This window comes from Candidimonas nitroreducens (genome assembly GCF_002209565.1).
GTDB classification, from domain to species: domain Bacteria; phylum Pseudomonadota; class Gammaproteobacteria; order Burkholderiales; family Burkholderiaceae_B; genus Candidimonas; species Candidimonas nitroreducens.
Genome location: NZ_NJIH01000019.1, coordinates 24,032 through 44,314 on the forward strand (window position 1 = coordinate 24,032; position 20,283 = coordinate 44,314).

General features: G+C 66.7%; 19 protein-coding genes. 7 read left to right on the forward strand and 12 right to left on the reverse strand.

The features are described from left to right. The first annotated feature begins 254 nt into the window (after positions 1-254). The 3 genes from CEY11_RS23790 to CEY11_RS23800 all read left to right on the forward strand — a co-directional run bounded on the left by CEY11_RS23790 (position 255) and on the right by CEY11_RS23800 (position 3,868). Positions 255-1,715 carry an aldehyde dehydrogenase gene (locus CEY11_RS23790; RefSeq protein ID WP_088605925.1) on the forward strand — a complete coding sequence of 487 codons (1,461 nt, stop codon included), beginning with the start codon at positions 255-257 and terminating at the stop codon, positions 1,713-1,715. 101 nt (positions 1,716-1,816) lie between these two features. Beyond that, positions 1,817-2,725, forward strand: coding sequence for an NAD(P)-dependent oxidoreductase (locus tag CEY11_RS23795; RefSeq protein ID WP_198958979.1), 909 nt, complete (start codon positions 1,817-1,819; stop codon positions 2,723-2,725). 273 nt (positions 2,726-2,998) lie between these two features. After that, the gene (locus tag CEY11_RS23800) at positions 2,999-3,868 is read left to right on the forward strand and encodes an isocitrate lyase/PEP mutase family protein (protein ID WP_088605926.1); all 870 of its coding nucleotides are present in this window, start codon (positions 2,999-3,001) and stop codon (positions 3,866-3,868) included. Positions 3,869-3,976: 108 nt separating this feature from the next. On the opposite strand, the gene CEY11_RS23805 is transcribed toward CEY11_RS23800, so the two are convergent. Continuing rightward, on the reverse strand, positions 3,977-4,786 hold the full coding sequence (locus CEY11_RS23805) for an AraC family transcriptional regulator (RefSeq protein ID WP_088605927.1): 810 nt from the start codon (positions 4,784-4,786) through the stop codon (positions 3,977-3,979). An 82-nt stretch (positions 4,787-4,868) separates the two neighbouring features. Between CEY11_RS23805 and CEY11_RS23810 the strand changes: the two genes are divergently transcribed. Then, entirely contained in the window at positions 4,869-5,858 is a 990-nt protein-coding gene (locus CEY11_RS23810) for a bile acid:sodium symporter family protein (RefSeq protein WP_088605928.1), read from the forward strand. A gap of 155 nt (positions 5,859-6,013) precedes the next feature. Here CEY11_RS23810 and CEY11_RS23815 read toward each other — a convergent pair whose 3' ends face one another. Then, entirely contained in the window at positions 6,014-6,763 is a 750-nt protein-coding gene (locus CEY11_RS23815; RefSeq protein ID WP_088605929.1) for a sulfite exporter TauE/SafE family protein, read from the reverse strand. 85 nt (positions 6,764-6,848) lie between these two features. Between CEY11_RS23815 and CEY11_RS23820 the strand changes: the two genes are divergently transcribed. Then, a complete protein-coding gene (locus tag CEY11_RS23820) occupies positions 6,849-7,763 on the forward strand; it encodes a LysR substrate-binding domain-containing protein (RefSeq protein WP_088605972.1) in 915 nt (304 codons plus the stop codon). 34 nt (positions 7,764-7,797) lie between these two features. Here CEY11_RS23820 and CEY11_RS23825 read toward each other — a convergent pair whose 3' ends face one another. From CEY11_RS23825 to CEY11_RS23835, 3 genes are all read right to left on the reverse strand, one after another. Continuing rightward, on the reverse strand, positions 7,798-8,559 hold the full coding sequence (locus tag CEY11_RS23825) for a GntR family transcriptional regulator (RefSeq protein ID WP_088605930.1): 762 nt from the start codon (positions 8,557-8,559) through the stop codon (positions 7,798-7,800). Between the two features lie 102 nt (positions 8,560-8,661). After that, positions 8,662-9,426 carry an enoyl-CoA hydratase-related protein gene (locus CEY11_RS23830; protein ID WP_088605931.1) on the reverse strand — a complete coding sequence of 255 codons (765 nt, stop codon included), beginning with the start codon at positions 9,424-9,426 and terminating at the stop codon, positions 8,662-8,664. A 17-nt stretch (positions 9,427-9,443) separates the two neighbouring features. Then, positions 9,444-10,673, reverse strand: coding sequence for a CaiB/BaiF CoA transferase family protein (locus CEY11_RS23835; RefSeq protein WP_088605932.1), 1,230 nt, complete (start codon positions 10,671-10,673; stop codon positions 9,444-9,446). A 244-nt stretch (positions 10,674-10,917) separates the two neighbouring features. On the opposite strand from CEY11_RS23835, the gene CEY11_RS23840 reads away from it, so the two are divergent. Together CEY11_RS23840 and CEY11_RS23845 are read left to right on the forward strand one after the other, a co-directional pair. Further along, complete coding sequence (locus tag CEY11_RS23840; protein ID WP_088605933.1) at positions 10,918-11,946, forward strand: Bug family tripartite tricarboxylate transporter substrate binding protein; 1,029 nt, start codon at positions 10,918-10,920, stop codon at positions 11,944-11,946. A 14-nt stretch (positions 11,947-11,960) separates the two neighbouring features. Continuing rightward, entirely contained in the window at positions 11,961-12,416 is a 456-nt protein-coding gene (locus CEY11_RS23845) for a MaoC family dehydratase (protein ID WP_088605934.1), read from the forward strand. A gap of 121 nt (positions 12,417-12,537) precedes the next feature. Here CEY11_RS23845 and CEY11_RS23850 read toward each other — a convergent pair whose 3' ends face one another. From CEY11_RS23850 to CEY11_RS23880, 7 genes are all read right to left on the reverse strand, one after another. After that, the gene (locus tag CEY11_RS23850; RefSeq protein WP_233155053.1) at positions 12,538-13,563 is read right to left on the reverse strand and encodes a Bug family tripartite tricarboxylate transporter substrate binding protein; all 1,026 of its coding nucleotides are present in this window, start codon (positions 13,561-13,563) and stop codon (positions 12,538-12,540) included. Between the two features lie 183 nt (positions 13,564-13,746). Continuing rightward, complete coding sequence (locus CEY11_RS23855; protein WP_088605935.1) at positions 13,747-14,967, reverse strand: CaiB/BaiF CoA transferase family protein; 1,221 nt, start codon at positions 14,965-14,967, stop codon at positions 13,747-13,749. 22 nt (positions 14,968-14,989) lie between these two features. Then, the gene (locus CEY11_RS23860; RefSeq protein ID WP_088605974.1) at positions 14,990-17,332 is read right to left on the reverse strand and encodes an acyl-CoA dehydrogenase; all 2,343 of its coding nucleotides are present in this window, start codon (positions 17,330-17,332) and stop codon (positions 14,990-14,992) included. 12 nt (positions 17,333-17,344) lie between these two features. Next, positions 17,345-18,244: an amidohydrolase family protein gene (locus CEY11_RS23865; RefSeq protein ID WP_088605936.1), complete on the reverse strand. Its 900-nt coding sequence runs from the start codon at positions 18,242-18,244 to the stop codon at positions 17,345-17,347. Next, on the reverse strand, positions 18,241-18,858 hold the full coding sequence (locus tag CEY11_RS23870) for a carboxymuconolactone decarboxylase family protein (RefSeq protein ID WP_088605937.1): 618 nt from the start codon (positions 18,856-18,858) through the stop codon (positions 18,241-18,243). The genes CEY11_RS23865 and CEY11_RS23870 overlap by 4 nt, the downstream gene beginning before the upstream one ends. A gap of 18 nt (positions 18,859-18,876) precedes the next feature. Then, on the reverse strand, positions 18,877-19,494 hold the full coding sequence (locus CEY11_RS23875) for a glutathione S-transferase family protein (RefSeq protein ID WP_088605938.1): 618 nt from the start codon (positions 19,492-19,494) through the stop codon (positions 18,877-18,879). Between the two features lie 79 nt (positions 19,495-19,573). Further along, positions 19,574-20,281, reverse strand: coding sequence for a fumarate hydratase C-terminal domain-containing protein (locus CEY11_RS23880; RefSeq protein WP_088605939.1), 708 nt, complete (start codon positions 20,279-20,281; stop codon positions 19,574-19,576). Positions 20,282-20,283 lie beyond the last annotated feature (2 nt).

Here is a 20,283-nt window from a genome sequence, read left to right on the forward strand (position 1 = left end):
CCTGGCGTGGCGTGGCCTGGCCTGGCCTTGGCGCAGGCGTAGCACAAGACAACACAACACAGCACAGACGCAAGCCAAGACGCCGGGCGAGGCTTGACAAGCAATTTTGGGCGGTGCAGAATTTTTAAATATCAGAACAACAGTTCTTTCCAACAGAACATTTAAGACAGGCGCGAGGCTGCTCATGCTCTCAGGGATGGGCAGCCGTTCGATTTTGCCTACCTCCGCGCCGCACCTCACTTTTTTGGATGAGCATGCAAACAACTCTCGATCCCGACAACACCAAGCCCATGCTGATAGGCGGCGAATGGGTCGCCGGCCGGCTCCCGGCCCTGGAATCCATCAATCCAAGCACCGGCCAGCGCAACTACCTGATCGCCGCGGCCGACGACGCGCTGGTGGACAATGCCGTGGAAGCCGCCGCGCGCGCCGCCGCCCAACCGGCCTGGCGCGACATGCTGCCCCATCACCGGGCCGGCCTGCTGCGCGGCATCGCCGACGGCATAGACCGCCACGCCCAAACCCTGGCCACACTGCAAATGACGGAAAACGGCAAGGTCTGGGCCGAGTGCAAGGCACAGGCCGCCAGCGCGGCGGCCACGTTCCGTTATTACGCGGGGGTGTGCGAAACCCTGGCCGCCGAGGTAACGCCGGCACGCGGCAACTACCTGTCGATGACACACTATGCGCCGTACGGCGTCATCGCCGCCATCACACCCTGGAACTCGCCGATGACCATGGAGGCGCAGAAAGTGGCGCCGGCCCTGGCGGCCGGCAACGCCGTCGTCCTCAAGCCGTCCGAGGTCACGTCTTCACCGGCCCTCGAACTCGGCCGCATCGCGCTGGAAGCGGGCCTGCCGCCCGGCGTCCTGAACGTGGTCACGGGCCCGGGCGCCTCTGTCGGCAAGCGCCTGGTGGAACATCCCCGCGTGCGCATGGTGTCCTTCACCGGCGGCACGGCCACCGGCCGCGCCATCGCGCACGCCGCCGCGGAAAAACTGATGCCCGTGGCGCTCGAACTGGGCGGCAAGTCGCCGCATATCGTGTTCGCCGACGCCGACCTGGACGCGGCCATCGAAGGCGTCATCGGCGGCATCTTCGAAGGCAGCGGCCAATCGTGCGTAGCCGGCTCGCGGCTCTATGTGCAACGCCGCGTCGCCCAGCGCTTCCTGGAAAAGCTGGTGGCCCGCGCCCAGCGCCTGAAGGTCGATCTTCCCGACGCCCAAGGCGCGCAGATGGGGCCGATCGCCTCGTTCGCGCATCGCGGCAAGATCGAACGCCTGGTCGAATCAGCGCGCAGCGACGGCGCCGAGGTGCTGCTCGGCGGCAGCCGCCCCGGCGACGAGCGCTTGCGGGCCGGAGCCTTCTATCTTCCCACCATCCTCGGCGGCCTGGGAAGCGAGGCCCAAGCCGTGCGGGAAGAGATCTTCGGGCCGGTATTGTGCGCCCTGGCATTCGATGACGAAGACGATCTCATCGAGCAGGCCAACGACAGCGTCTACGGCCTGGCCTCGGGCGTATGGACTGCCGACTACCGCCGCGCCTGGCGCGTCGCCAAACGCCTGGAGGCGGGCAGCGTCTGGATCAACACCTACAAGCAGCTTTCCATCTCTACGCCGTTCGGGGGCTTCAAGCACAGCGGCATCGGCCGCGAAAAGGGCGTCCAGGGGCTACGCCTGTATCAACAGTCCCAGGGCATCTACTTCGGCATGTAGCGGCTCTTTGGGCGCGCATGGCGCACATGGCGCGCCTGCGCCGTCGCCCGACGCACTTTCCCGGCATTTTCCATTCGAACTTTTTCTCCGGAATCTTGGCAATGACCTCTTTTCAACGTATCGGCTTCGTAGGACTAGGCGTGATGGGCGAGCCCATCTGCCGCAATCTGGCCCGTAAATCGGGGCTGCCCGTCACGGCATTCGACCTAGACCCCCACCCCCTCGAACGCCTCGGCCAGTACGGGGTACAGTCCGCCGCGGACATCGCCGCAGCCGCGACGGATGCAGATGTCGTGTTCCTGTCGCTGCCTTCGGGCGCCGTGGTCGAGCAGATCTGCCGCGGCCCCGGCGGCCTGCTGGCCGCGGGGCGGCAAGGCCTGGTCATTGTCGACCTGAGCACCTCGTCGGTGGACGTCACCCGCGCGCTGGCGGCCGACTTTGCGCGCCAGAGCATCGCGTTCGTAGACGCGCCCGTCGCCCGCACCCGAGCCGCGGCGGAGGCCGGCACGCTGTCCGTCATGGTGGGCGCCGACGCAAGCGACTTCGAGCGCGTGCGTCCGCTGATCGCCACCTTCGCGAACGAAATCACCCTTTGCGGGCCCGTGGGCTGCGGGCAGGTGGTAAAGATCCTGAACAACATGATCCTGTTCGAAACGGTGGTCGCCATCGCCGAGGCAAAGGCCATCGCCGAGCGCGCCGGCGTCGATCCCGCGCTATTGTTCGATACCCTCGCCAAGGGTTCCGCGGACAGCTTCGCGCTGCGCAACCACGGCATGAAAGCGGTGCTGCCCGGCGTCTTCCCGGAACGGGCGTTCTCGGTCGAGTACGCAAGGAAAGACCTGGGCTACGCGCTGCGCCTGGCCGGCGAGACCGGCGTCGATGCGCGCGGCGCGCGCACGGTGGACGGCTGGTTCGAAGAAGCCATCAAAGCGGGCGACGGCGCCAAATACCACCCCGTCATCAGCGCCCGGATCGGGGCATCGAAGCCCGACCCCGACCGCCAATCCTAGCCCGCGGGAAGCGCGCAGCCGGCGGCATCGCAAAGGTTTACGACAGCCGCCGGTACCGGGCGCGGGCATTGCGCTTCCGGTCGATGCGCGTCTCGCCTGCCGCCACGGAACACGCTCCTGCCGCGGCGGCTTCCCCCCGAAACAGGACTTCCGCTCCGGCAGGCGGCCCGGCAGGCGACTTGCTGTGTGCCGGCTGGATCACTACACTACTTTGCTTAGTATCTGCATGAACCCAGAGCCCGGCACGGGGCTCGACCGGAGGCTTCCCCACCCATGAGCAAGACCAGCAAGCAAACCCTGCGCGACAGGGTCAACCAGCGCAACGGCCTGATAGTGCCCGGCGCGTTCAACGCCCTGAGCGCCAAGGTCGTGGCCGACCAAGGCTTCGAAGCGGTCTACCTGACCGGCGCCGGCCTGACCAATATGTACTACGGCATACCCGACCTGGCCTTCATCGGCCTGCGCGACGTGGCCGAGCATACGGCGCGCATCCGCGATGCAGTGGACATCCCGCTGATCGTCGACGGCGATACCGGCTTCGGCAACGCGGTCAACGTCTACCACACCGTCAAGGCGCTGGAGCGCGCCGGCGCCGACGCCATCCAGATCGAAGACCAGACCTTTCCCAAGCGCTGCGGCCACTTCTCGGGCAAGGAAGTAGCGCCGCTGCCCGAAATGCTGGGCAAGATCCGCGCCGCCGCCGATGCCCGCGTCGACGAGAACTTCCTCATCATCGCGCGCACCGACTCGCGCGCCGTATTGGGCTTCGAGGCCGCCATCGACCGCGCCCGGCAATTCGCCGAGGCAGGCGCCGACATCCTGTTCGTCGAAGCCACCGAAAGCCTGGAAGAAGTGCGCCAGGTGCCCAAGCTGCTGAAGCAGCCGCAGCTCATCAACATCGTCGTGGGCGGCAAGACCCCGGCGCTACCGGCCGAAGAACTGGGCGGGCTGGGCTACGGCCTGGTGCTGTATGCCAACGCCGCGCTGCAAAGCGCGGTAACCGGCATGCAGCGCGCGCTCGGCATACTCAAGCGCGACGGCAAGCTGGACGAAGACCCTGAACTGGTCGCCCCGTTCCGCGAGCGCCAGCGCCTGGTCAGCAAGGCCCTGTACGACGAGCTGGAAAAGCGCTACGCCTCGTAAAGCCGCTGCGGCGCGGCCGCCAGGCCGGGTTCGCGGCGCACTTCGCGGCCCGCGAGCCGCATCGATACGCCCGGCACCACGCGTCCCGCGGGTGCCGGATGCCCGCGCTTACGCCGCGGCACCGAAGTAATCGCCCGGGGTGCGGCCGAACTGGCCGCGAAAGGCCGCAATGAAGGCCGACACACTTTCGTAGCCGCAATCCAGCGATACGTCGGTGACGCGCTGGCCGCGCTCCAGTGCGGGCAGCGCCGCCAGCAGCCGCAGCCGCTGGCGCCAAAGACGGAAGCTCAGCCCGGTCTGGCGCATGAACATGCGGCTCAGGGTCTTGCCCGACACCCCCAGCTCGCCGGCCCAGTGCGCAAGATCGGCCGGGCGCCCCGGATGCGCCTGCATGGCCAGGCAGATCCGGCGCAGCCCGGCATCTGCGGGCAGCGGCAGCACCAGCGCGGCCTGCGGCGCCGCCGCCAGCTGATCCAGCAGCACCGCGGCCAGGCGCCCGCCGGCACCGTCCTCGCGGTACTCGGCCGGCAGCAGGCCGAAGGCGCGGATCAATTCGCGCAGCAAGGGCCCCACTTCCAGCACGCAACAGGCGCCGCGCACCGCCTCTTGGGCCACGCCCGCAGGCTCAATGTACAGGCTGCGGATCTCGGTGCCGGGCGCGCAGCGCGTCTTGTGCGGCGTGCCGGCCGCGATCCAGACCGCCTGCCGGGGCGTGGCGTAGAACAGCCCGGTGGGGGTCTGTACCTCGATGACGCCCTGCGTCGCGTAGGAAAGCTGGATCCACAGGTGGCGGTGGCGATGCGCGATGACGCGATTGGCCAGGCTTTCCATATGGCCGTACACCGGGCGCGGCAGGGCTCCTGGCGACTCGGATTCCCCTTGCCGGGGCGGGCCGGTGTCCGTTGAGCGATATTTCATATCCGATTGTAGTTAGCCGGAATTTCAAGAACACGTTAATGTATCGGCAGATTCCTTGCAACTCCCGATCCGGATCCTTTTCATGCACCGCCTGCGCGTTCTGTTGGACAATTTCACACTCATGCTGGTCGCCGTGGTCATCGCCGCCACCGTGCTGCCGGCCCACGGCATGGGCGCCACGTTCTTCAGCTGGCTCACCACATTTGCGATCACCCTGCTGTTCTTCATGCACGGCGCCAAGCTGTCGCGCCAGGCCATTATCGCCGGCGCCACGCACTGGCGCCTGCACCTGCTGGTATTCACCTTCACTTTCATCCTGTTCCCCGTGCTGGGCTGGGCGCTGCGGCCGGTGCTGCAGCCCGTGCTGGGCGCCTCGCTGTATGCCGGCATGATCTACCTGTGCGCGCTGCCCGGCACCGTGCAGTCGGCGATCGCCTTCACCTCGATCGCGCGCGGCAACGTGCCGGCGGCCGTGTGCAGCGCCTCGGCCTCCAGCATCATCGGCATCGTGGTGACCCCGCTGCTGGTCAGCCTGGCCATGCCCACCGGCTCGGGCTCGGTGTCGATCATGCACGCCATTGTCCACATCAGCGAAGAGCTGCTGCTGCCGTTCATCGTGGGCCACCTGATGCGCCCCTGGATAGGCACGTGGATGGATCGCAACCGCAAGTGGCTCAAGACCGTGGATCAAAGCTCGATACTGCTGGTGGTCTATACCGCCTTCAGCGCCTCGGTGATAGGCGGCCTGTGGCAGCAGGTTCCGGTGCTGGATCTGCTGACGCTGATCGTGGCCTGCGCCGTGCTGCTCGCCATCGTGCTCGCCATTACCACCTCCTTGTCGCGCGTGCTGGGCTTCAACAAAGAAGACGAAATCACCATCGTGTTCTGCGGCTCCAAGAAAAGCCTGGCGACCGGCGTGCCCATGGCGCAGGTGCTGTTCTCGGCCAGCGCGGTGGGCCCGATGCTGCTGCCGCTGATGATCTTCCATCAGGTTCAGCTGATGGTATGCGCGGTGCTGGCCCAAAAATATCGGGCGCGCGGCGAAGAGCCGGCGCCCATGGCAGCGCACTAAGGCCTGTCGACCCCAAGGCTCTCTCAGGCGCGCCGCAAAGAGCGGCGCGGCACTAGAGCGGATCTGGCGCAAATATTGACAAGGTTTTTTCAGAGCCAGCTGATACGGCGCTTGTAAAGCACGTAAGCGCCCAGGGCCTGTTCACCCAAAATGCGCTAGCCGTAGGCCCGCCAGAAGAACGCCAGGGTGATGCCGCAGGACAACAGCAGGGTAGCCGTGCGCACGGCCCGGGCCGAGGCGCGGCGCCCGGCCAGCGCGCCGCCGTAGCCTCCGGCCAGGCCCGCCAGCAACATTACCAGCGTCTGCGGCCAGCGCACCACACCCGCGGCAACGAAGGCCAATACGGCCACGGCGTTGGCGGCGCTGACCAGCAGCGTGCGCGGCGCATTCAGGCTTTTCAGGTCGCGGTCGTCCAGCAGCCCCCATATCGCCATCATCATGATGCCGACCGCGCCGCCGAAATACCCGCCATAGATCCCGAGCCCGAACTGCACCAGCAGGGCCGCTGCCGGGTGGATGCGCCAGCGGCGCCGCAAGGCCTCGCCGGCCCTGCGGCCCAGCGCCAGGGTCAGTGTGGCCACCAGCAGCAGCCAAGGCAGCACCGCGTCGAACACACGAGTGGGCGTCCACAGCAACAGGGCCGCGCCGGCGGCGCCGCCGGCCAGCGTCGCCAGCATGAGTGCCCGCAGCGGCAGGGGCCCGACAGGCCCCAGGCCGGCGCGGTAGGCCCAGGCGCTGGCCGCGCCGCCCGGGAACAAAGCCACGGTGCTTGAAGCATTCGCCTGTACCGATGGCACACCCGCGGCGATCAAAGCAGGCAGGCTGACGAAGGAGCCACCGCCCGCCAGCGCGTTCATCGCCCCGGCGAGCAGGCCCGCACCAACAAGAATCAGGAAGTCATTCATGCAGACATCGTAAGGAAGGCGGGCACAATCCACAATCTGGAATTTCCGGTGCTAGAATTCGGAAAAACCGATGCCATGGGCCGAAATGCGATTCGATCTGACCGACCTGCGCCTGTTCTTGGCGGTGCTGGAACATGGCAGCCTGACTCGCGGGGCCGCGGCGGCGAACTTGGCGCCGGCCTCGGCCAGCGAGAGGGTCGCCGGCATGGAATCCGCACTGGGTGCCGCACTGCTGCGACGCCACCGCCGGGGGGTGGAGCCGACTGCGGCGGGCGAAGCACTGGCACGCCATGCCCGCCTGATCCTCGGGCAAATGGAACAAATGCGCGGTGAATTGCGCGGCTATGCGCGCGGTCTCAAGGGCAGTGTCCGGCTGCTTGCAAATACCGCCGCCATGGCGCAAACCCTGCCACCGCGCCTCTGCCGGTTCCTGATTCGGCATCCCGACCTTTCCATCGACCTGGAAGAAAAGACCAGCGCCGATATCGTGCTGGATCTGGCGCAGGGCAAGGCCGAACTGGGCGCGATCGCCGACATCGCGGACTTCTCGGCGCTGCAGACCCGGGTTCTCGCCCACGATCACCTGCTCATCGCAACGGCGCCGGGGCACCGCCTTGCCGGCCTGGCCAGCGTGAAATTCGACGCTATCGCCGGCGAGGCATTCGTGGGTGCGGCCGACGCGGCGCTGCAGGCCCATCTCGATCTGCGCGCCGCGCGCCTGGGGCGCCGGCTGCATTACCGGATACGGCTGAAGGAAATGCAGGATGTGGCCCGCTTGGTGCACGCGGGCGTAGGCATCGCCGTCGTTTCCAGCGCGGCCATGACACGGATGTCGAGCCATGCGGACGTGGCCTTCCTGCCGCTGGACGAGTCCTGGGCGCACAGGACGCTGCACCTGTGCGCGCGCGACTTCGGCGCACTGAGCGTACCCGCTGCCTTGCTGGCGCAAGGCCTGCGCGAGGCCGACGCGGCGAACGCGGCTGATACGGGCGCGAGTTGACCGCCCCCGAATCGAGCGGCCTGGGGCAGGCGGACTACTTCAGGCGTATGTCCAGGCGCACCACGTCGCCGCGGTAGATGCCATTGCCGACGAACACGATGGTGCCGTTCTCGTCCACCGCGCTGCGATATACGTGGGCGACCGGCGCGTTCAGGGGCAGTTGCAAGAGCTCGGCGATTTCGGGATCGGCCGAGCCCAGGGTCAGGGTCTGGTGCGCCTCGGCGATTTCCAGGCCCGGCAGGTCGCGCAGGATGCGCATCGAGGTCTTGGTCTCGAATGCCTTGGCGGGAATGCGCTTGCAGACATTTTCGTCGATATAGACCTCGCCCAGGTAATAGGGCTTGCCGTCGCGCCAATGCCGGCGGCGCCAGTAGCGGTAGCCCGGGGCCGGCTTGCCCAGGCTCGGATCCAGCGTCGAAGGCACGCGCCGATCCCTGGCCGCCAGGATCTCGATGGAGATGCCTTCCGGCGCGATCAGCTGCCCTTCCCAGTTGGTCGCCACTTCGCACCAGAACTGTTCCTGCGGCTTGGCCGTGACAAACGTGCCCTTGGCGCGATAGCGCGCAATCAGCTGCTCGGCCTCGAGCAGATTCAGCGCCTGGCGCACGGTCGCCCGGGCCACGCTGCATTCTTGCGCAAGCTCGTCGACGGTGGGGATCTGGCTGCCGACCGGCCAGGCGCCCGACTCGACCCGGCGCCGGAAGAGGCTGGCCAGCTGTACGTAGCGGGCAGCGGCGCTACGGCTGAAGTCAATGGCAATACTGGATTGGTTCTGCTTGTTCGACATATTTTGCATTTCGATCCGGGAAATTCATCGACCCTGCAGCCCACGGCGCCGGTGCCGCCCCCTACAGCCTTGTATGTCTTCGGATTATATCCAGGGGCCGGCGCCGCCGCGTCAGCGGCCCTTGAACACCGGAGCGCGCTTTTCCACCACGGCCCGCGTCGCCTCGCGCGCGTCTTCGGTGTTCATGAGCCGCGTGCTGTATTGCTGTTCCAGCTCGTAGCCCTCTTCCACCGGCATGTCTTCCACGCGATTGAGCGCTTCTTTCATGTGCGTCAGCCCGATGCGGCTCTTCGCGGCGATGACCTGGGCAATGTCCATGGCGGTGGGCATCAGCAGGCGCGGCGCCACGACCCGCTCGACATAACCGACGCGATAGGCTTCCCAGGCGCTGATCTGCTCGCCGGTGAAAGCCATGAGCCGCAGCATGCCCTGCGGCATGATGCGGGCGTTGTGGGCGCCGCCGCCGCAACGGCCGACATTGATCTCGGGCATGGAAAAAGTGGCCTTCTCGGATGCGACGCGTATGTCGCTGACCGCGGCCAGCACACTGCCCGCGCCCAGCGCCGGGCCATTGACCGCGGCGATCACCGGCACCGCGCAGTGGCGTATGGCCTTGAAGGTAGCCCGCACGACGCGCGCGCGCGCGGGATCTTCTTCGGGAGTCGCGGCCAGGAATTCCTTGAGCTCCAGGCCCGCGCAGAATGCCCGGCTGCCCTTGGCGGTAAAGACCACGACATTGACATCGTCCATGCCGCTTATGGCTTCGAACATATCGGTAATGGCCTGATAGCGCGCCAGCGTCAGGGCATTGACGGGCGGCGCGTCGAGGGTGACGACGGCGATCCGGTCGCTTTTATCCAGCAGAATTTCACTCATTGCTCAGTCCTTTGTCGTCAGATGACACCGCCCGCCCTGAGGGCGTCGATGCGTTCCCGGGTGTAGCCCAGGCCTTCCAATACGGCTTCGGATTGCTGCCCCAGCAAGGGTGGCGGCGCCCCATAGACTATCGGGTTGTTGCGGAACTTGATCGGGCATCCCACCTGCGGAACCTCGCCTCCGAGCGGATGGGGCAGGTTCATCAGCATGCCGCGATGCAATAGCTGCGGCTCTTTGAACACCTCGGCGATATTGTTGATGGGGCCGCAGGGCACGCCCGCCTTGTCCAGTTCGGCCACCAGCTCGTCGCGCCGGCGGGCCCGGAACTCGCCGCGCAGCTCGGCGGTCAGCGCCTCGACGTTGCGCGCCCGATTGACGTTCAGGGCGTAGCGCTCGTCGGTGGCCAGCTCGGGGCGGCCCAGCACCTTGCACAGCTTGCCGAACTGGCCGTCGTTGCCCACCGCCAGGATCACGTCGCCGTCGGCGCAGGCATAGACATCCTGCGGCTGTATGTTCGGGTGCGCATTGCCGCGCCGCTTGGGCGTGTTGCCCGAGACCAGGTAATTCATGGCCTGGTTCGACAGCATGGCCGCCTGCACGTCCAGCATGCCGATGTCGATATATTCGCCTTCGCCGCTGTGGTCGCGGCGAGCCACGGCGGCAAGCAGTGCCACCGTGGTGTACATGCCCGTCATCAGGTCGACGATGGGCACGCCCACCTTCTGGGGCCCGCCGCCCGGCTTGTCGTCGCGCTCGCCGGTGATGCTCATGAGCCCGCCCATGGCCTGGATCAGGAAATCGTAGGCGGCCTGATCCTTGCGCGGGCCGGTCTGCCCGAAGCCGGTCACCGAGCAATAGATCAGGCGCGGATTGATCTTCTTCAGGCTTTCATAGTCCAGCCCATAGCGGGCCAGCGCGCCCACCTTGAAATTCTCCAGCACGATGTCGCAATCGGCGGCGAGCTCGCGCACGATCTGCTGGCCCTCGGGTTTGTCCAGCGCGACGGTGATCGACTGCTTGCCGCGGTTGACGGAAAGGTAATAGCCGGCTTCCGTGGTGTTGGCGCCGTCGGAGCCCTTCAGGAAAGGCGGCCCCCAGGCGCGCGTATCGTCGCCCGCGCCGGGGCGTTCGACCTTGATCACCTCGGCTCCCATGTCGGCAAGCAGTTGCGTGCACCAGGGCGCAGCCATGATGCGGCCCAGGTCGAGAATGCGCAGATGCGACAAAGGCCCTTTTCTTTCACTCATTCATTTCTCCGCGTAGCGATCCATAGTACCGGCCGGCCCCAAAAACCGCCCGATGCACGGCACGGCTCGCCCATTCTTTCATGAGCCGCCAGTATAGCCCATATAGGTCAATAACACGACCTATTGACATAAAAAGCGGGCTGACCTAGCATAAACGTAACCCGCAACCCGCCGCGGCGCGCGGCGGGTTGCCGCCACGATTTCCGAACCTCACCGCAACACTTACCAACCGCAAAGGCCTGCCATGACCTCCGTGACCCAAACAACAAAAGCCCTCGCCCCCGTCGATCGCAACCGGCGGCGCCTGCTGCAATATACCTGCGGCGCCGCAGCCGTGCTGGCACTGCCCAGCGGCGCGTATGCCGACGACTATCCGAGCCGGCCCGTCAGGCTGGTCGTGCCCTTTCCCGCGGGCGGCTCCTCCGACACCGCGGCCCGCATCGTCGCCAAAGGCCTGACCCAAACCCTGAAGCAGTCGTTCGTCGTCGAGAATCGCTCGGGCGCGGCCGGCACCATCGGCGTGGCCAGCGTCATCCGGGCCTCGCACGACGGCTATACGCTGGGCGAAGGCCCCGTGGGGGCCACCATCATCGCCAAGCTCATCGGCCTGCCGGTGCCCTACAACCCCGTCAAGGACATCGTTCCCATCGCCAATATGGGTTCGCTGCCCCTGGTATTCGCCGTCAAGGGATCCCTGCCGGTGAAGACCCTGGCCGACCTGGTCGCACTGGCCAAGTCCAAGCCGGGCAAGCTGTCGTACGGCACCTCGGGAGCCGGCACGCCGGGCCATCTGGTATTCGAATACTTCAAGAAACTGACCGGCATCGACGTCACCCACGTACCGTACAAGGGCGACGCCCCGCTGACCACCGACCTGCTCGGCGGGCAGCTCGAAATCGGCATCCTGACCGGGCCGGCCGCGGTAGCCCAGGCCAAGGGCGGCAAGCTGAAGTACCTGGCGGTCACCAGCCAGGCCCGCTACCCGCAACTGCCCGACATCCCGACCCTGATCGAATCGGGCTATCACGATTTCAGCATCGAGATCTGGAACCTGCTCATCGCGCCCCCGGGCACGCCGGAGAAAATCCTGGAAATTCTCAACTCGGCCGCGAACAAGGTTCTGGAACAGGAAGACACCAAGGCGGCGCTGCGGGCGCAAGGCTATCTGCCCCCCACCCCCATGTCTCCCGCCCAGGTCAAGCAATTCGTCGCCCGCGACCGGGCCTTGTGGGAGACCATCGTCAAGACCACCGGCGTGCACATCGGCAGCTGACGCGAGGCCCCGACATGCTGGAAGTCGAAACCCCCCAAGACCTCGCCCGCCACGCCGGGAGCGCCCTGGGGACGAGCCGCTGGTTCACCATCACGCAGGAACACATCGACCAGTACGCCACACTGACCGGCGACGATTTCTGGGTGCACGTCGACCAGGAGCGCGCCAGCCGCGAGATGCCGGGCGGCAAGACGATTGCCCATGGCTTCTTCGTCCTGTCGCTCATCCCTTTGCTGGCCCGCGATATTTTTCATATACAGCGGCGCGGCGTGGGGCTGAACTATGGCCTGAACCGGGTGCGCTACACGGCTCCGGTGCCGGTGGGCTCGCGGGTGCGCCTGCACCAGACGCTGCTGCGCGCCGAGCCAGCCAAGGGCGGCACCCTGTTCACCTTCGAAGACCGCTACGAAATCGAAGGACAGGAACGCCCGGCCCTGCTGGCCGAGATGCTGCTGCTGATCTACGACTGAAGCCCGGCGCGGCACCGCCGGGGAAAAACCGCCAGGTACAAAAAGCCGCCGCGCCGAAGCAGGTATCGCGCAGCTAAGGCGCGGCGGCTTTTCGTGCCCGGCGGCTATGGCGGCGTAATCCCTACTGCGCCGTAATGTGCGCCTGGCGTATCAGGTCGCCCCACTTCTTGCCGTCCTTCTTGATGGCCTCGGTGAAGGCTTCGGGCGTGCTGTGCAAGGGCTCTATCCCGTACTGTTCCAGATAGGTTTTCATTGCAGGCACCTTCATGACGGCCACGATTTCCTTGTTCAGATAATCGATGATCGGCTTGGGCGTGCCCGCCGGAGCCAGCACGCCCGACCATAGCGTCACGTCGAAATTCTCGAACCCGGGTGTTTCCGCAATGGCGGGGATGTCGGGCAGCGTGGGCAGCCGCTTGGCGGCGGTCACGCCCAGCGCGCGGGCCTTGCCGTTTTTCACGTAGGTGACGAAGTTGGAGACCGTGTCAAACATCATGGTGATGCGCCCCGCCAGGAAATCGCTGATCGCGGGCGCGGTGCCTTTGTACGGCACGTGCAGGATGTCGACATGCGCAATGGACTTGAACAACTCTCCCGACAAGTGGCTGCTGCTGCCTATGCCCGAAGAGCTGAAAGTCAGCTTGCCCGGTTCTTTCTTTGCCAGCTGCGCCAATTCGGCCACCGAATGCGCCGGCACCGCCGGGTTGACGACCAGCATATTGGCCGTGACGTGCGTCAGCGCGATGGGCTCGAAACTCTTGACCGGATCGTAATTCAAGTGCTTGTACAGGCTGGGGTTGATGGTGAGCACGCCCATGGTGGAGTACAGCAGCGTGTAGCCGTCCGGCTTGGCGCGCGCCACGAAATCGGCGCCGATCGAACCCGCGGCGCCGGAACGGTTCTCGACCACCACGCTCTGGCCGATTTTCTCGGCCAGCTTCTGCGCCAGGCTGCGCGCCATGAGATCGGTGGCGCCGCCGGCCGGATAGGGTACGACGAGCTTGATGGGCTCGGCCGGGTATTTCCCCGCCGCCATGGCGGCGCCCGGCAACAAGGCGGCCAGGCCCAGGCATGCGGCCAGGCCGCACAAGCCGCGCCGCACGCGGCGCCTGCCAGGTTTCAGATCGGGTTGGGCATTGCATTGCATGGTCTATCTCCTCTCTTTTGCGGCGCGCCCATCGGCGGGCTGCGTTCCACTGTAATGAACTACTGTTGACGACTGCTGTTGATAACTGCTGTTGATAACCGCTGGGGCGGCGTTCGGCCTATCGGCCAGCCGGGACGGGGACGGCAGGGGCGCCCGGCCCGGGCTGCGCCGCCGGCCGCCTTCTCAAATGATCTTCCGGGAGCGCAGGCCCTCGATGGCGGCGCCGTCCATGCCCAGCATCTCGGCCAGTATCTCGTCGGTATGCTCGCCCAATACCGGCGGCGGGCGATGGTAGCCGACCGGCGTCTCCGAGAGCTTCAAGGGGTTGGCGATCTGCGGGATGGTACCCACGGTCGGATGCTGCATGTGCACCAGCATCTGCCTGTGCTGCAATTGCGGATCGTCGAAAACCTGGCTCATGTCGTTGATCGGCCCGCAAGGCACGTTCATGGCGTCGAGCCGTTCCTGCCAGTAGCGCACCGGCTGCGTCTTGATGGCCGCGGCCAGCATCGGCACCAGCTCTTTCTGATTGCGCGCCCGCAGGCGGTTCAAGGTGAAGCGCGGGTCATCGGCCAGTTCCGGCATGCCCAGCAACTGCACCAGTTGCCGGAACTGGCTGTCGTTGCCCACGGCTATCATCAGGTAGCCGTCGCTGCACTCGAAGCCCTGGTACGGGCAGGTGATGGGCGAAGCGGTTCCCATGCGCTGCGGCACCTGCCCCGAAACCAGATAGTTCATGGCAATGTGCGAGATAGCCGCGAACTGCGCGTCCAACAAGGCAATGTCTATGTATTGGCCCTCGCCGGATTCATGATCCCTGTGGTTCAAGGCCGCCAGGATGCCGATCACGGCATAGAAGCCGGCGGTCAGGTCGGACACGGCATAACCCACTTTCTGCGGCCCGCCGCCCGGCTCGTCCGGCGCATTGCCGGTCAGGCTCATCAGGCCGCTCATCGACTGGAAGATCGGGTCGTAGCCGGGGCGGTGGCTGTACGGGCCGCTTTGGCCGAAGCCGGTGATGGAGCAATAGACCAGGCGGGGATTGACCTGTTTCAGCGACTCGTAGTCCAGCCCGTAGCGGGCCAGGTCGCCGCTCTTGAAGTTCTCGATCAGCACATCGCAATTGCGCGCCAGGCTGCGTATCAGTTCCTGGCCTTCCGGGGCGGACACATTAACGGTAATCGAGCGCTTGCCCCGGTTCATGGCCAGAAAAGAAGAGGTCTCGGCCGTCTCGTTGCCCGCCGCGTCGCGGGCCCGATAGCCCTGCTGGCGCACATCGTCGCCGCGCCCCGGACGTTCCACCTTGATCACGTCGGCGCCCAGGTCGGCCAGCATCTGGCCGGCCCATGGGCCCGAGAACACCCGGCTCAGGTCTAGTACTCGTATATGCGAAAGGCACTGCATGCTGCATGACTCCGGATAAAAATCAGACTGGCAGGCCAAGCACGGCCTTGGCCAGGATGTTGCGCTGGATTTCGTTGGTGCCGCTGAAGATCTTCGCCGCCGCGGCGTTGAACAAGGGCATCTGCACGTTTTCGACGGCCACCGGCTCGGCCTGCGCCCCCGCAGCGGCAAAGTATGCGTTGCCGATCGTGCCGGCCTGTTCGCGCGCGGCGTCGAGCAGCAGCAGGGATATGCGTTCGTGCGTCTCGGTAGCCCAGATCTTCAGCAGGGACACATCGGGCGGCAGAGGCTGGCCGCGCCGCACCATGTCGGCGAACGCCGCATAGGCCGCGGACAGATCCGCCAGGTCGATATGCAGCTGCGCGTAGTCGGCGGCGAAGGCCGCGTCCTCGAACAGGCCCTGGCATTCGGCGATCTTGTCGACCATGCCCAGGGTATTGCGGGAATGCTTGGGGCTGCCGCTGAACAGGCGCTCCAGGCCCAGCAGCGCCTTGGAGATGGTCCAGCCCTGGTTCAGTTCGCCGACCAGATTCTCGCGCGGCACCCGCACGTTTTCGAAGAACACCTCGCAGTACTCCTCGTCGCCGGCGATGGTGCGGATCGGCCGCACCTGGACGCCGGGCGAGGCCAGGTCGACCAGCAGGAAGCTGATGCCGGCCTGTTTCTTGACGGTCTTGTCGGTGCGCACCAGCATGAACATGTGCGTGGCGTCCTGCGCCAGCGTCGACCACGTCTTCTGGCCGTTGACGACGAAATGCTCGCCGTCGGCCACCGCCTCGCAGCGCAGCGACGCCAGGTCGGAACCCGCGCCCGGCTCGGAATACCCCTGCGCCCAGACATGCTCGCCCGACAAGATGCGCGGCAGGTACCTGGCCTGCTGCTCGGGCGTGCCGAAGCGCAGCAGTATCGGCCCCAACATGACCAGCCCCTGGTCGGGCGGGCGCCCGACCCCGTAGCGCTCCTGCTCTTCGATATAGGCGATCATCTTGGTCGGAGACAAGGCCATGCCGCCGTGCTCCTTCGGCCAGGCGGGCGCGATCCACTTCTGCCGCGACAGCGTCTGGTACCAGCCCTTGATCTCGTGCCAGTGCAGGCGCGCGGTCTTGTGGCGCAGGTGCTCGGGGTAGTGCTTGCGGAAGAAGGCGCGCAGCATGCCGCGGAACTGCGCCTCGGGCATGGCTTCCCAGTCGGCATCCTGCGGGAATTCCGTCCAGGCATCGGCATCGCCGGCCGCCGTCTCGGTTGCCGCGGCAGTGCCGCGCAGACTCGAAAAATAGCGCTGCCGGTGCCCACGCGCATTGCCCAGCTCGGCGCACAGGCATAGCGCTCTTTTCAGCCCCAGGCCGACGTCGGATTCGTCCGAATAGCCCATGCCGCCGTGCATCTGCACCGCCAGGCGCGTGACCAGGCCGGCCGCCGCTTCGGCGCGCACCTTCAGGCGGCTCGCCTGAGGCGCCAGCTGGCGCTCGTCCGCCTCGATCGCATCCAGCGCCTGCTGCAATGCGTAGTCGAGCAACTGGATCTGCATATAGCCATCGACCATGCGATGCTGCAGGCTCTGGAAACTGCCTATGGGCTTGCCGAACTGCACCCGCACTTTCAGATAGTCCAGCGTCATGTCGAAGACCCGGCGCGCAACGCCCAGCAGCTGGGCGGCCTGCGCGACGCGCGCCCGATCCAGCGCCGCGGCCAGCAGGCCGGGCACATCGGCCCCCTGTGCCAGCACGTTTTCGGCCGGAACCGGGTATCCGCTGATGCGCAGCGTTCCCGCATCGGCCCCGTCGATGCGGCGCTGGACTTCGACGGCCACTTCCGGCGCCCGCGCCGGCACCCATGCAAGCACGGGGTGGCCTTGCGTACCGGCCAGCGCCAGCCAGCCGTCGGCGCCGGCTAAAGGCGCCACCGCAACGTAACTGCGGTCTATGGTCAGCGGCGTGCCGGGCGCGGCGCCCGCGGCGGCCAGCTCGGGCTCGAGCTGGCCCAGCCGCGCCTGCCAGGCGATGCCGGGCACGACGGAGCCATCGGCCAGGCCGCGCAGCAGCTGGCCGCGCAACTCGCTTTCGGGCAGGCTGCCCAGCAGGGTCGCCGCCTGCACCGCCACGGAAATGAAAGGCTCGGCCACGAACGAGCGCCCCATTTCCTCGGACATGGCGGCCGCTACGCGCAGGCCCAGGCCCAGGCCATCGCATTCCGGCGGCACACATGCCGCCAGCCAGCCGGCCTGCGCCACGCCTTGCCAGAAGCCGCGATCCAGGCCGCCGCCGGCCACGACCTGCGCGCGTATGCGCCGGCCCTGGTCGTCCCTGCCGAGGAAATCCCGTACGCTGTCCCGCAGCAGCTCGAGATCACTTTGATCAAACGCCATTTTCATTCCCTTCTATGCTTTGAATCCATACAGCGCGGCCGGGTTGTCCACCCAGACCTTGTGCCGCGTCGGGTCGTCGCCGAACCAGCGCCAGGCCAGATCGATCAAGGCGGCCACGTCCGGCGCATCGGCCCCCATGCGGACGTAGGGCCAGTCCGAGCCCCACAGCATTCTGTCGGGATTGGCCGCGAGCAGCGCATCGTGCAAGGGCCGCAGCTCGGCATAGTCCGGCGCATCGCGGGACACCCGGCACACCGACAGCTTCAGCCAGATGCGGCCGGCGCGCAGCAGCCGCAGCAGCAATTGCATCAGTGCGTCGTCCAGCCCCAATTGCGGCAACAGGCAGGCCATGTGATCCACCACCACCGGAATCCCGAGATCGGCCAGGCGCTCCAGATGCGTCAGATGGGTCTCGCGCGGGCCCCACACCTGCGCGTGCAGGCCGGCCTGCGCCATGACGGGAGCAAGCGGGGCGATGCTGTCGAAACCCACACTGCCCTGCAGCAGGCGGCCGGCCTTGTCCCTGGCCTCGACGAAACGCAACCCGCGGATGCCGCCGGCATACAGGGCCTGCAGCGCCGCCGGCTCGGTTCCCGCCTCAGCCACGGCAATGCCGCGCAGGGCATCGGGCCGGCGTGCCACCGCCGCCAGCAGGGCCGAGGGATCCGTGCCGTACGGCGCGGGCTGCACCAGCACGCCGCGGCCCATGCCCACGGTGTCGAGCATTTCCAGGTAGCGCTCGGCCGGCGCGTCGGGCGCCGCATAGCTGGACGGATGGCGCAAGGGGTAGCGCTGGTAGGGGCCGAAGACATGGCAATGGGTATCGCAGCTGAATGCCGGCAAGTGGGCGCGCGGCACGCTCGGCATGCGCGGCGTCTCGAGCTGCTCGGGAATGATGGCTGGCGCGTTCATGCCGCGGGCTCCGGAAAGCGCGCGGCCGGCAGCGCCGTCAGCACGGGCTCGCCTTGCGCCCTCGGCACGTCCAGGGGCGGCCGCGCGTCGTCGGGCATGGGGATCTCGTGCACGTTCAGCGTCATGGACACCATGGTGTAGTAGCCGATCACGGCCGTCAGCTCGACGACCCCCTGCGGCCCCCAGGCCTGCACCGCTTTTTCATACAAGGCCGTTTCGACCGTTCCATTGGTGTGCAGCTGGCGCGCGTATTCGTACACCAGGGCCTCGGACTCATCCGCGAACGACGGCCGCTGCGACTGTTTCAACGACTCGATGATCTCGGCCGCCAGGCCCGCCTTGAGCGCCGCCTCGCTGTGGATGTACCACTCGATCTGGCTGTTCCAGCGGCGCGCCGTCACCAATATCGCCAGCTCGTTGAGCTTGGGCGGCAGCACGGTGTCGAAGCGCAGTATTTCTCCGAGGCGCTGCCAACGCTCGGCGAGATCCGGATTGTGCAGCACGGCGCGCAGCGGCCCGACCAGCCTGCCGCGCGGCCCGCTGACAATATTGTCGTAGACCGCGCGCTGCTGCGGATTCATGGATTCGAGGGTCGGCAAAGGTATACGGCTCATGTGTGTTCCAGTTGATTCTCAGGGCTCTTGTGTCGGTTCGGTCTTGACGACCGAAGGCCGCGGCATGAACGCCTGTCCATGCCAGCCGGCCGCCGCGGGCGCCCGCGCGCGCCAGTCCAGGTCGGGGAAGCGATAGTCCAGGTACGACAGGGCGCAGCCTATGCTGATCGCCCCGATGTCGAATTCCCGGGGCGTCTGCGCGGCAAAGGACTTGTCCAGATTGGCCAGCACCGCGTCGGTCTTCAGGGCGAAGGCGTCGAGCCAGGCCTGGGTCTGCTTTTCACGCGGCTTGTTGCGCTCTTGCCTGAACAGCAACAGCGCATCCAGGAATCCGTCGCCCAGGGCCTGCTGCCGCAGCGCCCGGATGCGCCGATCCAGATCCGCGGGGAAGATCGGGCTGGACACGCGCTGCGCCAGATACTCGCAGATCACGCGCGAGTCGTACAGCGCATAGCCGTCGTCCAGCACCAGCGTAGGCAGCTTGATGAGGGGGTTGTCCGGCACCAGGTCGAGATTGGGCTCGGACATGGCGACGGGGGTGCGTACCAGGTTCACGGCCTCGGCCTGGCCCGTTTCATGCAACACGATCATGACTTTGCGCACGAAAGGCGAGCGCGGCGACCAATGCAATTTCATGCTTCGACCCATCCTATAAACTAAAAATACGTATTTATGACCTTTTAATCATATCATTACTCGCCTGTGCAGGCACCAGCTACGACGAACCGTTGCGGCGCCCGCCACCCGTGCCCGCGGGGCCCGGTGCCGAGGCGGCCCCGGCCGGCGCGGCAGCGTCGGCCGCCAGGCGCGCCGCCCGCAGATCCTGCATGATGGAATCCAGCCGTGCGCTCGCCTGGCTCTGCGCCCGGGAATACAGGCTGGCGCCGTGGGCGTCCATGCCCACGGTAACCGGGCCCAGGCCGCGCACCCGCAGGCGCACCAGCCGGTAGTGCGTGAGCATGTCGCTCCAGCCCACTTCGAGCACCTCTTCGACGGCTTGCGACAACAAGGCGCAGCCGCCGCCCAGGAACGACAGATAGACGCAGCCGGTTTCGCGCATGGCCGCAAGGCTCGACTCGTCCAGCCCGCCCTTGCCGCCGACCGCGTGCAGCTCCAGCCCACGCACCAGGCGCGGCATGTAGGGGTTGAAACGGGTGCTGGTGGTGGGATTCAGGTACAGCACCTCGAAACGCCCATCGGCCTCGCGGCTGAAACTGCCCAAGTGGAACAGCGAGGCGCCGCGCAGATCCATGGGCAGCGCCTCTTTGCCGTCCAGGCAGGCCAGCAGGCGCGCGTGGGTGGGCAGCCCGGCCGTAACCACGATCTCGCCGTCCATCAGCACCTGGTCGCCGGCCCTCAATTGGCGGGCGTCTTCGGCCGACAGGGGAAAGCGCATTCTATGCGTGCGTATGTCTTCGCTCATGA

What these genes read in the sequence shown, in the direction of transcription:
- CEY11_RS23875 (WP_088605938.1), bottom strand. Translation starts at nt 19,494, where the DNA reads ATGAAATTGCATTGGTCGCCGCGCTCGCCTTTCGTGCGCAAAGTCATG.
- CEY11_RS23850 (WP_233155053.1), bottom strand. Translation starts at nt 13,563, where the DNA reads ATGCAATGCAATGCCCAACCCGATCTGAAACCTGGCAGGCGCCGCGTG.
- CEY11_RS23810 (WP_088605928.1), top strand. Translation starts at nt 4,869, where the DNA reads ATGCACCGCCTGCGCGTTCTGTTGGACAATTTCACACTCATGCTGGTC.
- CEY11_RS23825 (WP_088605930.1), bottom strand. Translation starts at nt 8,559, where the DNA reads ATGCAAAATATGTCGAACAAGCAGAACCAATCCAGTATTGCCATTGAC.
- CEY11_RS23835 (WP_088605932.1), bottom strand. Translation starts at nt 10,673, where the DNA reads ATGAGTGAAAGAAAAGGGCCTTTGTCGCATCTGCGCATTCTCGACCTG.
- CEY11_RS23865 (WP_088605936.1), bottom strand. Translation starts at nt 18,244, where the DNA reads ATGAACGCGCCAGCCATCATTCCCGAGCAGCTCGAGACGCCGCGCATG.
- CEY11_RS23805 (WP_088605927.1), bottom strand. Translation starts at nt 4,786, where the DNA reads ATGAAATATCGCTCAACGGACACCGGCCCGCCCCGGCAAGGGGAATCC.
- CEY11_RS23800 (WP_088605926.1), top strand. Translation starts at nt 2,999, where the DNA reads ATGAGCAAGACCAGCAAGCAAACCCTGCGCGACAGGGTCAACCAGCGC.
- CEY11_RS23840 (WP_088605933.1), top strand. Translation starts at nt 10,918, where the DNA reads ATGACCTCCGTGACCCAAACAACAAAAGCCCTCGCCCCCGTCGATCGC.
- CEY11_RS23855 (WP_088605935.1), bottom strand. Translation starts at nt 14,967, where the DNA reads ATGCAGTGCCTTTCGCATATACGAGTACTAGACCTGAGCCGGGTGTTC.
- CEY11_RS23820 (WP_088605972.1), top strand. Translation starts at nt 6,849, where the DNA reads ATGCGATTCGATCTGACCGACCTGCGCCTGTTCTTGGCGGTGCTGGAA.
- CEY11_RS23815 (WP_088605929.1), bottom strand. Translation starts at nt 6,763, where the DNA reads ATGAATGACTTCCTGATTCTTGTTGGTGCGGGCCTGCTCGCCGGGGCG.
- CEY11_RS23830 (WP_088605931.1), bottom strand. Translation starts at nt 9,426, where the DNA reads ATGAGTGAAATTCTGCTGGATAAAAGCGACCGGATCGCCGTCGTCACC.
- CEY11_RS23795 (WP_198958979.1), top strand. Translation starts at nt 1,817, where the DNA reads ATGACCTCTTTTCAACGTATCGGCTTCGTAGGACTAGGCGTGATGGGC.
- CEY11_RS23870 (WP_088605937.1), bottom strand. Translation starts at nt 18,858, where the DNA reads ATGAGCCGTATACCTTTGCCGACCCTCGAATCCATGAATCCGCAGCAG.
- CEY11_RS23880 (WP_088605939.1), bottom strand. Translation starts at nt 20,281, where the DNA reads ATGAGCGAAGACATACGCACGCATAGAATGCGCTTTCCCCTGTCGGCC.
- CEY11_RS23860 (WP_088605974.1), bottom strand. Translation starts at nt 17,332, where the DNA reads ATGGCGTTTGATCAAAGTGATCTCGAGCTGCTGCGGGACAGCGTACGG.
- CEY11_RS23845 (WP_088605934.1), top strand. Translation starts at nt 11,961, where the DNA reads ATGCTGGAAGTCGAAACCCCCCAAGACCTCGCCCGCCACGCCGGGAGC.
- CEY11_RS23790 (WP_088605925.1), top strand. Translation starts at nt 255, where the DNA reads ATGCAAACAACTCTCGATCCCGACAACACCAAGCCCATGCTGATAGGC.